The sequence below is a fragment of the Labrys neptuniae genome (assembly GCF_040797145.1).
Taxonomy (GTDB): domain Bacteria; phylum Pseudomonadota; class Alphaproteobacteria; order Rhizobiales; family Labraceae; genus Labrys; species Labrys neptuniae.
Window position 1 is genome coordinate 723,773 of sequence record NZ_JBFNQD010000001.1, and the last position, 15,158, is coordinate 738,930.

The following is a 15,158-nucleotide window of genomic DNA, read 5'->3' on the forward strand; positions in this document are numbered from 1 at the left end:
CCAGCAAGCGAATCTCGGCAGTCCATGTTCCCGTCAGGGCAGGGATCGCGAGCCTGTTTGTCAAGTGAACCTTCCTGTCTCCCGCAAGGACATGAAGGCGCAACGGGTGTCGAGGGTAGCTTGCCCTGGCAGAAACGAACCCTCCCGTCGCAAATGTGTCGTCAAACTGCGTCCTGCAAGTCCCCTCTCCGCCTTTTGCGACATTGAGGACATTCGAGAACGACAATGGCCGGGGCAGGCCCGGCCATCGCATATTCGTTGGGACGAGCCATGACGGCCCGACGCAGCCTTATTCCGCGGACTCGGCAGCCTTGGCAGCCTTTGTCTTCTTGGCCTTGGCCGGCTTGTCCTCGGCAGCTGCGGAAGCGGCCTGCTCGTCGTCTTCCTTGAACAGGTCCTCCTTGGAGACCTTGTTCTCGGTGACGTCGGCGAGCGACAGGATGTGGTCGACGACCTTGTCCTCGAAGATCGGCGCACGCAGCTCGGCAATCGCCTGCGGGTTCTTGGTGTAGAACTCCCAGATCTGGCGCTCCTGGCCCGGGAACTGGCGGGCGCGCTCGATCACGGCGCGGGTCGCCTCTTCGTCGGTCACCTGGATCTTGTTGCTCTCGCCGATCTCGGCCAGGACAAGACCGAGGCGAACGCGGCGGGCCGCGATCTTGCGATAGTCTTCCTTGGCGGCCTCTTCGGTGGTGTTTTCCTGCTCGAAGGTGCGGCCGGTCTGCTGCATCTCGCGCTCGACCTGCAGCCAGACATTGTCGAACTCCTGCTGGAACAGGGTCGGCGGCAGATCGAAGGAATATTTGGCATCGAGCGCATCGAGAAGCTGGCGCTTCACCTTGCTGCGCGAGGCGGCATTGTACTCGCCTTCGATCGAGCTCTTGATCACTTCCTTGAGCTTGTCGAGCGACTCGAGACCGACGGACTTGGCAAGCTCGTCGTCGACGACGAGTTCAGCCGGAGCCTGCACCGCCTTGACCTTGACGTCGAAGGTGGCGTCCTTGCCGGCCAGTGTGTCGGAGGCATAGTTGGTGGGGAACTTGACCTCGATGGTCTTCTCTTGGCCGGCGGTGACGCCGATCAGCTGATCCTCGAAGCCCGGAATGAAGGTCTTGGAGCCGAGATCGACGGAGATATCCTCGCCCTTGCCGCCTTCGAACTCGACGCCGTCGATCTTGCCGACGAAATCGACGATCACGCGGTCGCGGTTCTCAGCCTTCGACTTGGCCTTCTTGTCGGCATAAGTGACGTTGCGGCGGGCCAGATCCTCGAGGCGCGACTGCACCTCTTCGTCGGCGACTTCGGCCACCGGCTTGACGATCTTGATGCCGTTGATGTCGCCTACCTCGAAGGTCGGCAGCACTTCCACGGCGACGGTCCAAGCGAGATCGGCCTTGCCGTCGAGTACCTGGGTCACGCCCTCATCGTCGGCACCGAAATCGAGCTTGGGCTCCATGGCCAGCTTGATCTGGTTGTCATCGACGATCTTGCGATTGGCTTCGCCAACGAAATTGTTGACGACATCAGCCGTGACCGAGCGACCGTAGAGACGACGCAGATGCGCCACCGGCACCTTGCCCGGACGAAAGCCGTTGACGCGGACCTTGCCCTTCATGTCTTCCAACTGGGCATCGGTGCGCGAGGCGATATCAGCCGCCGGCACCACCACTTTGAATTCCCGCTTCAGGCCATCGGCCAGGGTTTGGGTCACCTGCATATTCTTGTCCCGAATCCGTGAGTTCGTAGCCGCCCCGTCTTTAAGCCGTCGAGGCCGATCGTGGTGCGGGCGGAGGGGCTCGAACCCCCACGACTTTCATCACTGGAACCTAAATCCAGCGCGTCTACCAGTTCCGCCACGCCCGCAAATAGGGCTCCCTCTCGCAAAACTTGCATTCTGCGAAACGAGTGGCGCCATATAGCATGTCATGAAATTGATGCAGCAAAAAAATGCCATCCCCTGCATGATATTTGGAGTGGGGGATTCGCATGCGCTTGCATTGCCCGGCCGCAAGGGCTGCTCCCAGCCCCTCGAGCAACCTCCCGGCCCCGGCAGGCGGGAATAGCCTGCACCCAGTCCGGAAGGAGCGAGCGATGACCGCCAGCCTCGATCGGCGTCAGCTTCTGGCCGGGCTCGGCATCACCCTGGCCAACCTGACCCTCCCCAATCCTGCGCTGGCGACTACGGCGCAGATCCTGACGGCTGCCGCCGGCGAACTCGCATTGCCAGGCAGCCCGACGCCCACCCGGACGCAGTGCTTCGACGCCTCGACCCCGGGTCCCCTCTTGCGTGCGAAGCGCAGCCAGCCCGTGAAGCTGCGCTTCGCCAACCGGCTCGAAACCCCTTCGGCGATCCATTGGCACGGCCTGCGCCTCGCCAACGCCATGGACGGCGTTCCTGCCCTGACCCAGCAGGCGGTGAAGCCGGGCGAGGGCTTCGACTATGTCTTCACGCCGCCGGACGCGGGCACCTTCTGGTATCACACGCCGGCTTTCGGCCCCTTTCTGTCCCAATGCGAGGCCGGCCTCTATGGCGTCCTCGTCGTCGACGAAGACGAACCACCACAGGTCGACCAAGACCTGATTCTCGTCATCGATGACTGGAATATCGGCCCTGACGGGCAGATTCTGTCCGCCGCCTCCACTATCAGCAGCAAGCCGACCGTTACGGTGAATTCGAAAGCGGCCGAAACGATCCGCCTCGCTCCCAACGAGCGTGTACGCCTGCGTCTCGTCAACGCCGCGGCGACGCGCATCGCCAGACTGGCCCTGGCCGGCTTCGAGGCCACCATCATCGCAATCGACGGTCACCCCGTCGATACGCCCTTCGCCCCCAATCACGGCCGAATCGACTTGCCGCCCGGCGGCCGCGCCGACATTGCGGTCGACGGCACGCTTGCGGCGGGGAGCGAGGCCGGCATCGCGTTGGACCTCGATGGCGAAGTCGTCATTCTCGCCCATCTTGTGGCGGGCACTGCAGTTCCGCTTCGTTCGGCTCCCCTGCCGCCCTTGGTGCTGCCACGCCCCAGTCTGCCTGCCGCGCTGGCTCTGCAAAAGGCCAAGCGTGTTGCGGTAACCCTGCCTGGCCACGCCACTGGTGGCGGGGTGCTGCCAGACAAGCCCTTGTTCTCCATCAAACGCGGCAGCCTGGTCGATCTCGGTCTCGCCAACAAAACACGTATCGATCATGCCGTGCATGTGCATGGCCACGCCATGCGTATCCTCCATCCCTTCGACGACGAATGGCAGCCCTATTGGGTCGACACTGTCGCAATCGGTCCGGGCGAGACCGTGCATACGGTTTTCCTGGCGGATAATCCGGGCAAATGGCTGCTGCATGGCCGCGCTTGCGGCCCCTCCCGGAAGGACGATCTCCTGGCCTGGTTCGAGGTGACCTAGAGCAAAGCGCGTTTAGACGGAAACGCTTGTTTGCTCTAACTCTTTGGTTCGACACGTCTTTGCGATTCTTGGCGATTCCGCCAAATCGCAAAACGCTTCAGGTCAGGTCACCACCGGTTGTCATCGTGCTGGCATCTTCGAGACTGCGGTCCGTTTCCGGCGGTTCAATCGCGATTCATGTCGGCCAGCGCATCCCGCATGGAGATGCTGGAGATGCCGAAGAAACCGCCATAGGGAATCTTCAGGTCGGTGATCACGAACATGACGCTCGATATGCATACGACGCCGATAGCAAGCACGATCTTGCTCAACAGCCGATGCGAGATCTGAAGGCCGAAGCTGAGAAAGACGAGGGCCAGCCAGAAGCTGATGATCAGGGTGAAGGACACGCCAGAGGGAGCGTGGGTATCCTCGATCACGGCCCAGCGCCCCGTCAATGCCGCCCTGTAGTCCAGTTGGCAGCGGGCGGCGATGTTCTTGCTGATGCCATCGGTGGCCTCGAATGAATCGATCGCCAGACCGATCCGGTTCATCATGCCGGCAAGCACCGTGTCCTCGCCCATGAGCGGCATGTCCTTGGTGTCTAGCAGGGTCTTGACCTGCGGTGCCGGTTCGTCGGGCCAGGTGCTGACGATCACCGCGGCGGTGTAGCGGCGCAGCAGCTGTCGCGTCGGCTCCATTCGCTTAGAGAGATCGCGCAGGCATTGATCGAGGCTCGCCAGATGTGCCGCATAGGTCGAGCGATCCTTGCTGGCCGCATCGAATTCGGCCCTGGAGGTGGAAAGTTGCAGGCTGAGGATCAGGGCCGCGAAGGACACCAGCAGGCCGGTCACCAGCCGCACCGCCTCCATATTCTCTTTCGAGAGGTGTTCCTCATGCAGATGCCTGCGCAGGATCACCCCGCCGATGGCGCTCAGACTGAAAAGCACCAGGAAACTCAGGCCGTAGATTTCTTCCATGACCGGGGACCGCCATATTTTTCTTGTGTCGGCAGTATCGCTCGGCGGGCGTGACTTGAGAGTCACACCAGAATCCGGCTTCGCGCACAAGACCGTCACGCTCTCTCGCCCGCAAATGTTGCGGCGCCCCTTGAGCACAGCGGCGGAATGATCGCCACCTCGATTGTACGCCCTGTCGACGCTTGTCCGATCAGGCGATCGCCCCTATACGCCATACCCAGGAGTTCGCCATGTAACGCGCATCTTGGCCCTGTCGGTTCAGGCAGGGCATCCGTCCCACAGCCCGCATTTTCCTACGCCGTCTGTTGCTGGGCGAATGCGAAATCGTGTGTACAAGGTGCGACCATGTCCTTCTTCAAATATCCGCGCACGCCGCATCTCGTCGGCTCGCGGCTGCAGCCGGGCGACGACAGTGCCGGTCAGATTCAACTCGACCAACTTGCCGGCGGCTATCTCGTCTTCGAGGAGAAGCTCGACGGAGCCAATGCCGCCATAAGCTTCGACCGAAACGGCAGCCTCACATTGCAATCACGGGGCCATGTCCTCGCCGGCGGGGCGCGGGAAGCCCAGTTCAACCTGTTCAAGGCGTGGGCCCAGACCCATGAACGCATCTTCAAGACGCGGCTCGGCCGGCGTTTCATGATGTTCGGCGAATGGTGCTTTGCCAAGCATACGGTCTTCTATGACCGCCTGCCGCACTATTTTATCGAGTTCGATATCTATGATCGCGAACGCGCAGCCTTTCTCCCGACGCCGCGCCGACATGCCTTGCTGGCAGGGTTGCCTGTGGTTTCGGTGCCGGTCGTTCACCGTGGCAACCTGCCCAAGAAAGTAGAACTATCGGCACTGGTTGGGCCGTCACTCTATAAATCGCGGGATTGGCGGCAAGCCCTGCGGCTCGCCGCAGCCGGGGCCGGCCTCGACATCCCAACCGTCCTCGGCCAGACCGAGGACAGCGATCTCGCCGAAGGTCTCTACCTCAAGCAGGAGGACGAGGAGCAAGTCATCGGCCGTTATAAATTCGTGCGTGCCGATTTTCACCAGACCATCCAGGATTCGGGCTCCCACTGGCAGGAACGTCCGATTCTGCCCAACCGCCTGGCCGATGGCATCGACCTCTTCGCAGGAAGCCTGGAATGAACCGATGCGGTACGGATCACGACAAGGCAGCAAGGGCCTTGGGCAGCATCGCCGGCAGGTCATCGGCGGTGAGGCCCGGCCCGAACAGATGGGCCGCCTCGCCATGCAGCCAGACGGCGGCGCTCGCGGCTTCGAAGGCCGGCATCGATTGAGCGAGAAGCCCGCCGATCAGGCCGGAGAGCACGTCGCCGGAGCCGGCCGTCGCCAGGGTCGGCGGCGCATTGGCGTTGATGCCGGCCCGCCCATCCGGTGCTGCGACCACGGTATCGGCTCCCTTCAGCACGATCACCGCGCCGGTTGCCTCGGCGGCTGCACGGGCTCGCTGGAGCTTGTCGGCATGTTTTCCGGCAATGTCGTCGAAGACGCGTGCGAATTCGCCCTCATGGGGCGTGAGAACGACGGGCCCGAGCGCGGCCCGCAGCGTGGCGATGAAGTGAATGCGCTCGGCTGCAAAGGCGGAGAGCGCGCCGGCATCGATCAGCACGGCTCGGGCGGAAGAAAGAACCAGGTCGACCTTGGCGCGGGTCTCCTCGTCCGGCGGCAAAGCGGGGCCCACGACGAATGCGTTGCGCCGGGCATCCTCCAGCATGACGGCGAGGCCCTCCGGGCCGTCGCAACGCCGCACCATGATCGCATCGAGCGAGGCAGCATGGATGCCAAGAGCGTCGGAAGGACTGGCAACCGTCACGAGCCCCGCGCCCACACGCAATCCGGCCTTCGCCGCTAGCCGTGCCGCACCCGTCCCTTCAATGCCGGCGGACAGCACCACCAGATGCCCGCGCGCATATTTATGTCCCGCCGGTTCGGGATGCGGAAAACAAGGCCGCCACAGGTCCGGTTGGTTGACGAAGGTCCGCGGCCGGATGGTTGCCAGCACATTGTCCGCAATGCCGATATCCGCAACCCGGACCGCGCCGCAATTGAGCTTGCCCGGCAGTAGCAGATGTCCCGGCTTGCGCCGGAAGAAGGTCACCGTCTCGCGCGCCTTGACGGCCACGCCGCGGATCTGGCCGGTCGCCCCATCGATGCCGGAAGGCAGATCGACCGCGATAACCTGCAGGCCGGAAGCATTGATCCGTTCGACCAGCACGGCGAGCGGGCCGCCAATGTCGCGGGAAAGCCCGGCGCCGAGCAGCGCATCGATGATGATTCCCTCCCTGGGGAGCGACAGGGTCAGGGCATCCTCCACCGGCTGCCCCCATTTCTCGGCGGCATAGGCGACCTCTCCCCCCAGCGCCGAAACCGGGCCCAGCAGGCCGAGCCGGACCCGATAGCCCCTTTCGCGCAGGATACGGGCGGCAACGAAGCCGTCCCCTCCATTCAGCCCTGTGCCGCACAGCACCAGGATCGGCGTATTGAAGGGATGTCGCGCCGCGACATCGGCCACCGCCCGCCCCGCTCTCTCGAGCAATTGGTCGGCCGTCATAGCCTCGGCGATGGCGAGACGATCCGCATCGGCCATTTCGGACGGGGTCAGCAACTCGATCAAAACGTCCTCCAAACCTTCACTGACATGCGCCACCTCGTCGCATTCGGTGGAAAAAATGCGTTCCTTCGCGTCAGGCGCCGAAAATTACCCTCTTGGGGCGCATATTTTATTGGCAGGTCGCCGAAAAATTGTGCAGTCTTCCGACATCGCTTGCCCATTTTTCAGCACCTGACGTCTCAACATCTTGAAGATAAAAGAAAATTTTCCTGTTGGCGGTTTGGCATGCGACCTGCTACCAGCAAGGAGGTTTCTGCGCACTATGTGCTGAAATCGAGGAGACCCCATGAAGAAAATTGAAGCCATCATCAAGCCCTTCAAGTTGGACGAGGTGAAGGAAGCGCTGCAGGAGGTCGGCCTGCAGGGCATTACGGTGACGGAAGCGAAGGGCTTCGGGCGGCAGAAAGGCCACACGGAACTGTATCGCGGTGCCGAATATGTCGTCGATTTTCTTCCCAAGGTGAAGATCGAGGTCGTGGTGCCGGACGAGCGCGTCGAGCGCGCCATCGACGCCATCCGCAAGGCCGCCCAGACGGGCCGGATCGGCGATGGCAAGATCTTCGTCCTCAACATCGAGGAAGCCATCCGCATCCGCACCGGCGAGAGCGGCCTCGACGCCATCTAGAGCAAAGCGCGTTCCTGACCGAACGCTTATTTGCCCTAGCCTTCTGTTTAGACGCGTCTTTGTGATTCCAGGTGATCCCGTCCAATCGCAAAACGCTCTGGCAATCGGCGGGCTTTAGCCCGCACCGTAAAAAGATCGTGCCGAAACGAACGAAAGGTTTACACAAGATGAAGACCGCCAAGGATGTCCTGAAGGCGATCAAGGACAACGACGTCAAATATGTCGATTTCCGCTTCACCGATCCGCGTGGCAAGTGGCAGCACGTGACCTTCGACGTCTCCCTGGTGGACGAGGAGATCTTCACCGAGGGCACGATGTTCGACGGTTCCTCGATCGCCGGCTGGAAGGCGATCAACGAATCCGACATGTGCCTGATGCCCGACCCCACCACCGCCACCATGGACCCCTTCTTCTCGGCGGCCACGATGTCGATCACCTGCGACGTGGTCGAGCCGTCCACGGGCGAAGGCTACAGCCGCGACCCGCGCGGCATCGCCAAGCGCGCTGAGGCCTATCTGAAGTCGACCGGTATCGGTGACGTCGCCTATTTCGGCCCGGAAGCCGAGTTCTTCGTGTTCGATGACGTTCGCTTCAAGGCCGACCCCTACAACACCGGCTTCAAGCTCGATTCGACCGAGCTGCCCACCAATTTCGACACCGAATATGAGGGCGGCAATCTCGGCCACCGCATCAACACCAAGGGTGGCTACTTCCCGGTTCCCCCGCTGGATTCGGCGCAGGACATGCGCTCGGAAATGCTCGCTGCCATGCAGCAGATGGGCGTGGTGGTCGAGAAGCATCACCACGAAGTCGCTTCCGCCCAGCATGAGCTCGGCATGAAGTTCGGCACGCTGGTGACGATGGCCGACCACCTGCAGATCTACAAATACGCCATCCACAACGTCGCCCACACCTACGGCAAGACGGCAACCTTCATGCCCAAGCCCGTGTTCGGCGACAACGGCTCGGGCATGCATGTGCACCAGTCGATCTGGAAGGACGGCAAGCCGGTGTTCGCCGGCAACAAATATGCCGACCTCTCGGAGACCTGCCTTCACTACATCGGCGGCATCATCAAGCATGCCAAGTCGCTGAACGCCTTCACCAACCCGGCGACCAATTCCTATAAGCGCCTGGTCCCTGGCTACGAGGCCCCGGTGCTGCTGGCCTATTCGGCCCGCAACCGCTCGGCCTCCTGCCGTATTCCCTATACCACCAGCCCGAAGGCCAAGCGCGTCGAGGTTCGCTTCCCCGATCCGGCGGCGAACCCCTATCTCGCTTTTGCCGCCCTGTTCATGGCCGGTATGGACGGCATCCTCAACAAGATCGATCCCGGCCCGGCGATGGACAAGGATCTCTACGACCTGCCGCCCAAGGAACTCAAGAAGATCCCGACCGTCTGCGGCTCGCTGCGCGAGGCCCTCGCGGCCCTCGACAAGGACCGCGAATATCTCAAGAAGGGCGGCGTGTTTACCGATGACTTCATCAACAGCTTCATCGAGCTGAAGATGCAGGAAGTGATGCGCTTCGAAATGACGCCGCATCCGGTCGAATTCGAGATGTACTACTCGGTCTAAGAACTCAAAAACCATCCAGAGAGAGCCGAGCGGGGGGCCGGTGCAGCAATGCACCGGCCTTTCCCTTGCCACCGGCATCGCGGACAGCTGCACGAGAAACACTCCGCCTTCGCCGATATGGGGGAATTGTATCTGCCCGGGACCTTCTGCGGGCGGCCTGCGTTAGAGAGCTGGATCGAGGCCCGGATCACTGCCCGACACCGATCGGAGGACAGCATGGAGCATCCCTACACCTTCGGTATCGAGGAGGAGTATTTCGTGTTCCAACGCCGGACCGGCGCCGTGCAGGAAACCATGTCGGCCCAGTTCTTCGACGAGGCCCGGCAGATGCTGGGCAAGCACGTCACACGCGAATTGCTGCAATCGCAGATCGAGATCGCGACGACGCCCTGCCGCAACATGCGGGATGCGAGGCTGCAACTGGTGGGCTGCCGCCAGGCCTTGCAGGACCTGGCCTTCAAGCACGATCTCGGCATCCTGGCCTCGGGAACCCATCCTTCCGCCGAATGGTCCGAGCAGCATCCCACCCAAGCCTCGCGCTATGGCAAGGTCACGCGTGACCTGCAGATGCTCGCCCGCCGCAAGATGATCTGCGGCATGCACGTCCATGTCGAGATTCCCCAGGAACGGTCGCGGGTGGACTTGATGACCCGCATGCTGCCTTATCTGCCGCTGCTGCTGGCGCTTTCCACGTCCTCGCCCTTCTGGCAGGCACGCCCGACCGGCCTGATGGGTTACCGCCAGAACATCTATGCCGAATTGCCCCGCTCGGGCCTGCCCGACCTCTTCCGGAGGGAGGAGGACTATCGGACCTATGTCGACACGCTGGTGAGCAACCGCATCATCGACGACGCCAGCTTCCTGTGGTGGGCGATAAGACCCTCCAGCCATCTGCCCACGCTGGAGCTGCGGATCACCGATGTCTGCACGAATGTGGAGGACGCCCTTGCCATTGCTGCACTTTATCGCAGCCTCGTGCGGTATCTCTCCCGCAAGCCGGATCTCAACCGTGGCCTGACGTCGCCGGGGCGTGCGATCGTCGAGGAAAACAAATGGCGGGCGCAGCGCTACGGCATCCACGGCTCGCTCATCGACCTTCATAGCGGGCAGGCGCGAAGCGCCGCCAATATGCTGACCGAACTGCTCGATCTCGTTTGGGAAGACGCCGAACTGCTCGGCTGCAGCGAGGAATTGGCGACGGCACAGATGATCCTGCGCACCGGCACCAGCGCCGATGGACAATTGGCAGTCTATGAGGAGCGCATTGCCGCCGGCGCCACCGCCGAAGAGGCTATCCGCGCGGTGGTCTCCTGGCTTGCCGACAGGACGGCAGCGCCACTTGCCGCAGGCCTTGCAGCGAGCGGCTGATGGCCGGTTGCGTTTCGATCCGCTTCTGCTAGAGCAAAGCGCGTTCTGACGGAAACGCTTGTTTGCTCTCACTCTTTGGTTCGACGCGTCTTTGCGATTCTTGGCGTAACCTCCAAATCGCAAAACGCTTAGGTCAAGGATATCGAGCGTGACGCGGGAGGGGCCATGACTGTCACCATAGACGGGCGACGTATGACCGGTGCCAAGGTCGTCCGCGTCGCGCGCTCTGAGAAGGCAGGCCGGTTCGAGAAGGCAGGCATCGAGGCCAAGGCCCGCGCCGCGGTGGCGACCGCACGCGACTACATCGATGCCAACTGGCTGAACGATCAGGCTCCGCTGATGTACGCCTTCAACACCGGCGTCGGCCTGTTCAAGGAAGTACGCATCCCCATCGCGAATATGGCGCATTACCAGGACCAGACCATTCGCGCCCATGCCACCGGCATCGGAGAACCCTTCGCGCGCGAGATCGTGCGGGCGACCATGCTGCTACGCGCCAATGCCTTTGCTTCCGCCTATTCAGGCGCGACACTGCCGCTGATGGACCGTCTCGTCGGTTTCCTCAATGCCGGCCTGCACCCGGTGATCCCTTCCAAAGGCTCGGTCGGCGCCTCCGGCGACCTGGCCCCCCTCGCCTATCTCGCCGGCGCCATCCGCGGTTTTCCGGACGTCCAGGTCGAGTATAAGGGCAAGGTCTATCCGGCGCCCGAAGCAGCGCGCCGCGCTGGCTTCGAGCCCGAATACAAGATGGGGGCCAAGGAAGCTTCGGCCGTCATCAACGGCTCCACCGTATCACTGGCCATCGCAACCCTTGCCCAGGAGGATGCCAGACGCATTCTCAAACATGCCGACATCGCGCTGGCCTTGACGCTGGAAGCGCTGCGCGGCGAGCTGGCCGCCTTCGACCCGCGCGTACACGCGGCACGCCCGCATCGCGGCCAGGCGCGCACCGCCCGCAACCTGCTGCGCATCGCCGGCGATTCCAAGCGCTGCTCGGAAGGCGCTCGCGCCATCGTCTATCCCGACGAGGCGCGCGACCCGGCCAAGCCGGTGCCCCCGCGCGTGCAGGACGTCTATTCGCTGCGCTGCGCCCCGCAGGTGCACGGCCCGGTCTTCGAGGCCCTCGCCTATGCCGACGGCATACTCGGGGTGGAAATGAACTCGGCCACCGACAATCCGCTGATGTTCGCCAATGACGACGGCAGCTATGTCTCGATCTCGGGCGGCCATTTCCACGGCGCCTATGTCGCCCAGGCCATGGATCTGCTTGCCATCGCCATGACCGATCTCGGCGCCATTTCCGAACGACGCCTCGCCCGGCTGATCGATCCCATGATGAGCTATGGCCTGCCGCGCAACCTTCTTGCCGGCGAGCGCGGCCTCAACACCGGCTTTGCCACGGTGCAATGCTCGATGTCGGCCCTGGTCATGGAAAACCGCGGCCTTGCCACGCCCGGTTCGGTCGACTCGATCCCCGGCAAGAGCAATGCGGAGGATCATGTCTCCAACTCCACCTGGTGTGCGCGCAAGGCCCGCACCGTGGTCGAGAATGTCGAGCAGATCGTTGCCGTCGAGATGCTGATGGCGGCCCAGGCGCTTTCTTTGGTTGCCGACCGCAGCAAGGACTACCCGATCGGCAAGGGCTCACAGGCAGCGCTCGATGCCATCCGCGCTGAAATCGCACCGGCCCTTGACGGAGACCGCTGGTACCACCACGAAATGCAATCCATACTCGAACTTGCCCGTAGCGGCCGCATCCTGGCGGCCGTGGAAACGGCAGTCGGCGGCCTGGAGTGAGGAGACCCCATGATTCTTGTGTGCGGCGAAGCCCTGATCGACTTTTTGCCGGTCAAAAGCGCCGATGGCCGGAACGCCTATCGGCCAGCTGTCGGCGGCAGCCCGTTCAACACGGCCGTCGGCATCGGCCGGCTCGAGGGTGATGTCGGGTTCTGCGCCGCGCTGTCCACCGACTTCTTCGGCGAGGACCTTGCCGCTGCCCTGACCCGATCGAAGGTCAAGCAGCACTATGTCGCCCGCTCGAAGCACTCGTCGATGCTCGCCTTCGTTTCCGTCGGCGAAGGCGAACCCGAATATGCCTTCATCGACGAAGCCTCCTCCAATCGCTTGTTCTCGCCCGAACGCGACGTTCCGCCGGTCGGGCCGGAAGTCTCGATGATCTGGACGGGTTCGGTCGCGCTCATCAACGACCCGATCGCCTCGGCCTATGAGACGCTTTATTTCGCCAACAAGGGCAAGCGCGTGCTCGGCATGGATCCCAATGTGCGGCCGACCGTGGTGGGCGATGCTGTCGAATATCGCGCCCGCATGAAGCGCATGACGGAAGCCGCCGAGATCATCAAGATCTCCAAGGCCGATCTCAACTGGCTCTATCCGGGTATCGATCCCGCCGCCTGGGCCCAGGATCTGGTGGCCAAGGGCGCCCATTTCGTGGTGCTGACGGATGGCGGCAATGGTGCGGAAGGCTATGGCAAGGGCTTCGCCGTGCGCAGTCCCGTGGTCAGGGTCGAGAAGGTCGCCGATACGGTTGGCGCCGGCGACAGCTATTCCTCCGGCCTGCTCACCATCCTGCAGCGGCGCAACGTGGTTTCCATCGATACCGTGAAGAATCTCGATGAGGCCATTGCCCAGGAGGCCATGGACTACGCCGCACGGACGGCGGCAATCACGGTCTCGCGCGAGGGCGCCGATCCGCCCTGGAATCACGAAATGGCCTGATCGCCATCCCGTCCGGTATCTCATCCCTGAAGAGCGGCATTGTCACCGATGCCGCTACTTCTCCAGTTCAGCCAACTTCCTGTCGAAACGCCCACTCTGCAGGCTGATCAAAGCAAGCAGCGGCAGCGCGAACAGCGCCAGATGCACATAGCCGCCGCGAACCAGCAGAAATTGCGCAATCAGCGTGCCCGCATCGATCAAGAGCAAAAGCACAGCCGCCGCCAGGCTTGCCACGGGCACGAGCACCAGCAGTGCCGCGAGTACCTGCGTCGACGACAAGGCGATGCGCATCCAGGGCGCAAAGCCGAGCGCGTCGAACTGGCGGACCATGATCCGATGCCCCCACAGGGTGAGCAATGCGGGCGCGAGGAAAATCAATGCCACAAGAATACGCAAACCCCAGGTAACCAGAAGCTTGGTACGGGACTGGGGAGAAGACTCGGACTCCATTCGTGTACTCGCCAACAACGCCTTTGACGCGGCTCACGCACGATGAAAGTGCTTGCAGACGTCCACGAGGCCAACATTGAATAATCCGCCTGCTTCACCGTATTGGCAACTGTTAAAATTGCACGAGAGCGCGATCTGTAACCTGCGAAACGCCCTGCCCCTCTTGCCACCTGAGCTGGCCTCCACTTGCCGCTGCAGAGGAACACTTTCCGCAGCGCGCCGGAAGGACAGTTTCATTCTGGCAACGGCGCCGTCGCAGGTGCGTTACGACCATCACGGTGCACCGCATGCCCCCGGCGGATCTCACCATGCTGGATGCTTGGCGCCGGCAGGACAGACAGCGGGCGGAAACGCGACGTTGGATAGCAGTGAGGGCGCAACATGGCTTTCCCAGCGCGCCTCCAGTCATATCCTTTCCGGAGATTGACCGGCTCAATAATACGTTCGCCGAGCTAACGGCCCGACCGGCTGGAAGACGATACTACCGGCCCTTGCGGGCGGTGTCTCTCGATCACACGTCATGTCGGAAGCTCATCTCTGTGCCCGGGTCCCGGTTGCCCGTCAGAGATTGATTCTTTCAACGAGCGCCTTGCCAATCACCGATTCCGAATGGCGACACTGAGCCGTCTTTGGGAACAGAATGACCAATGGCCAGCCGACCCGGCTCCGTATCTTCGGCGATTTCCTGGAGAAAGTGGCTCGGGGACCTGGATTCGAACCAAGATTAACGGAGTCAGAGTCCGCTGTTCTACCGTTGAACTATCCCCGAACAAAGGGCCTTTCGATCAAACACTTAGCGGCAATGTTTTGCAATTCCGCCGAGTGTTTTGCGGTGGGTGGCCCCGTTCCGTCCGGGCTTCATATTGAAGTCGCTGCCGCATTGCAAGAGGGCTTGTCGTTTTTCTGTGGCCGGAGCTTCTGTTTGCAACATCAAGGGGCAACGGCACCGGAGATCCGGGGGCTGGTTCGGAAAAAGGGGCGCCAAAGGGCGCCCGTGCCAATTGGAAAATGGCTCAATAGCCGTCGTCGTAATAGCGACGGTGATGGTAGCTGCGATAGCCAAAACCGAACCCGAAACTGGGTCGCTCTTCGTAATAGTAGTTGTTCGGGTTCTGGCCGGGATGGCGACGCAGATAATGGCTGAGCTTACAGCCACCATGGCTGGTCACCTTGTAGCCGGGCGGACATCCACCGCGATACCGGACCTGGATGATGCTGGAGCCATCGTTGGCCGGAGGCGGTATGAGCGGAAGCGCCACCGACGTGCCCGTAATGCTCGCCGCCGCCACAAGACCCATCAGTATCGAGCGGGTCATCGAGCCCTCCTTTCTGAATCGATCTCGAATAGGCTCAATGGCCCGAACTTATTTTTAGCGCAAACGTTCCCTTCTTCTGGCTTTTGACCAAGCAAGATTCTTGGC

The 15,158-nt window shown here is 62.3% G+C and carries 12 protein-coding genes and 2 tRNA genes; 7 read left to right on the top strand and 7 right to left on the bottom strand.

Annotated elements, in window-relative coordinates:
- Positions 1-289: 289 nt before the first annotated feature.
- Both tig and ABXS05_RS03550 read right to left on the bottom strand, forming a co-directional pair.
- Complete coding sequence (gene tig / locus ABXS05_RS03545) at positions 290-1,717, bottom strand: trigger factor (RefSeq protein WP_311934880.1); 1,428 nt, start codon at positions 1,715-1,717, stop codon at positions 290-292.
- Between the two features lie 61 nt (positions 1,718-1,778).
- Positions 1,779-1,863, bottom strand: a tRNA-Leu gene (locus tag ABXS05_RS03550).
- A gap of 228 nt (positions 1,864-2,091) precedes the next feature.
- Between ABXS05_RS03550 and ABXS05_RS03555 the strand changes: the two genes are divergently transcribed.
- Positions 2,092-3,396, top strand: a complete 1,305-nt coding sequence (locus ABXS05_RS03555; RefSeq protein WP_367622950.1) for a multicopper oxidase family protein — start codon at positions 2,092-2,094, stop codon at positions 3,394-3,396.
- A gap of 164 nt (positions 3,397-3,560) precedes the next feature.
- Here the strand turns inward: ABXS05_RS03555 and ABXS05_RS03560 are convergent, their stop codons facing one another.
- Complete coding sequence (locus ABXS05_RS03560) at positions 3,561-4,493, bottom strand: bestrophin-like domain (protein WP_367622951.1); 933 nt, start codon at positions 4,491-4,493, stop codon at positions 3,561-3,563.
- Positions 4,494-4,700: 207 nt separating this feature from the next.
- Here ABXS05_RS03560 and ABXS05_RS03565 point away from each other — a divergent pair, with 207 nt between their 5' ends.
- Positions 4,701-5,495, top strand: a complete 795-nt coding sequence (locus ABXS05_RS03565) for an RNA ligase family protein (protein WP_367622952.1) — start codon at positions 4,701-4,703, stop codon at positions 5,493-5,495.
- 16 nt (positions 5,496-5,511) lie between these two features.
- Here the strand turns inward: ABXS05_RS03565 and ABXS05_RS03570 are convergent, their stop codons facing one another.
- Complete coding sequence (locus ABXS05_RS03570) at positions 5,512-6,981, bottom strand: NAD(P)H-hydrate dehydratase (RefSeq protein ID WP_367623427.1); 1,470 nt, start codon at positions 6,979-6,981, stop codon at positions 5,512-5,514.
- Positions 6,982-7,267: 286 nt separating this feature from the next.
- On the opposite strand from ABXS05_RS03570, the gene ABXS05_RS03575 reads away from it, so the two are divergent.
- The 5 genes from ABXS05_RS03575 to ABXS05_RS03595 all read left to right on the top strand — a co-directional run bounded on the left by ABXS05_RS03575 (position 7,268) and on the right by ABXS05_RS03595 (position 13,287).
- The gene (locus tag ABXS05_RS03575; protein ID WP_068296275.1) at positions 7,268-7,606 is read left to right on the top strand and encodes a P-II family nitrogen regulator; all 339 of its coding nucleotides are present in this window, start codon (positions 7,268-7,270) and stop codon (positions 7,604-7,606) included.
- Positions 7,607-7,773: 167 nt separating this feature from the next.
- The gene (gene glnA / locus ABXS05_RS03580) at positions 7,774-9,183 is read left to right on the top strand and encodes a type I glutamate--ammonia ligase (RefSeq protein WP_322430268.1); all 1,410 of its coding nucleotides are present in this window, start codon (positions 7,774-7,776) and stop codon (positions 9,181-9,183) included.
- A gap of 216 nt (positions 9,184-9,399) precedes the next feature.
- Positions 9,400-10,551, top strand: a complete 1,152-nt coding sequence (locus tag ABXS05_RS03585; protein ID WP_367622953.1) for a carboxylate-amine ligase — start codon at positions 9,400-9,402, stop codon at positions 10,549-10,551.
- Between the two features lie 165 nt (positions 10,552-10,716).
- Positions 10,717-12,348 carry an HAL/PAL/TAL family ammonia-lyase gene (locus ABXS05_RS03590; RefSeq protein WP_367622954.1) on the top strand — a complete coding sequence of 544 codons (1,632 nt, stop codon included), beginning with the start codon at positions 10,717-10,719 and terminating at the stop codon, positions 12,346-12,348.
- Positions 12,349-12,357: 9 nt separating this feature from the next.
- Complete coding sequence (locus ABXS05_RS03595) at positions 12,358-13,287, top strand: carbohydrate kinase family protein (protein ID WP_068296262.1); 930 nt, start codon at positions 12,358-12,360, stop codon at positions 13,285-13,287.
- A 54-nt stretch (positions 13,288-13,341) separates the two neighbouring features.
- Here the strand turns inward: ABXS05_RS03595 and ABXS05_RS03600 are convergent, their stop codons facing one another.
- From ABXS05_RS03600 to ABXS05_RS03610, 3 genes are all read right to left on the bottom strand, one after another.
- On the bottom strand, positions 13,342-13,737 hold the full coding sequence (locus tag ABXS05_RS03600; protein ID WP_367622955.1) for a DoxX family protein: 396 nt from the start codon (positions 13,735-13,737) through the stop codon (positions 13,342-13,344).
- A gap of 695 nt (positions 13,738-14,432) precedes the next feature.
- A tRNA-Gln gene (locus ABXS05_RS03605) sits at positions 14,433-14,506 on the bottom strand.
- Positions 14,507-14,750: 244 nt separating this feature from the next.
- The gene (locus tag ABXS05_RS03610; protein WP_367622956.1) at positions 14,751-15,053 is read right to left on the bottom strand and encodes a hypothetical protein; all 303 of its coding nucleotides are present in this window, start codon (positions 15,051-15,053) and stop codon (positions 14,751-14,753) included.
- Between the last annotated feature and the right edge of the window lie 105 nt (positions 15,054-15,158).

Bases quoted from the DNA above. Each gene is read 5' to 3' on its own strand.
- tig (WP_311934880.1), bottom strand. From the start codon at position 1,717: ATGCAGGTGACCCAAACCCTGGCCGATGGCCTGAAGCGGGAATTCAAA.
- ABXS05_RS03555 (WP_367622950.1), top strand. From the start codon at position 2,092: ATGACCGCCAGCCTCGATCGGCGTCAGCTTCTGGCCGGGCTCGGCATC.
- ABXS05_RS03565 (WP_367622952.1), top strand. From the start codon at position 4,701: ATGTCCTTCTTCAAATATCCGCGCACGCCGCATCTCGTCGGCTCGCGG.
- ABXS05_RS03575 (WP_068296275.1), top strand. From the start codon at position 7,268: ATGAAGAAAATTGAAGCCATCATCAAGCCCTTCAAGTTGGACGAGGTG.
- glnA (WP_322430268.1), top strand. From the start codon at position 7,774: ATGAAGACCGCCAAGGATGTCCTGAAGGCGATCAAGGACAACGACGTC.
- ABXS05_RS03585 (WP_367622953.1), top strand. From the start codon at position 9,400: ATGGAGCATCCCTACACCTTCGGTATCGAGGAGGAGTATTTCGTGTTC.
- ABXS05_RS03590 (WP_367622954.1), top strand. From the start codon at position 10,717: ATGACTGTCACCATAGACGGGCGACGTATGACCGGTGCCAAGGTCGTC.
- ABXS05_RS03595 (WP_068296262.1), top strand. From the start codon at position 12,358: ATGATTCTTGTGTGCGGCGAAGCCCTGATCGACTTTTTGCCGGTCAAA.
- ABXS05_RS03600 (WP_367622955.1), bottom strand. From the start codon at position 13,737: ATGGAGTCCGAGTCTTCTCCCCAGTCCCGTACCAAGCTTCTGGTTACC.
- ABXS05_RS03610 (WP_367622956.1), bottom strand. From the start codon at position 15,053: ATGACCCGCTCGATACTGATGGGTCTTGTGGCGGCGGCGAGCATTACG.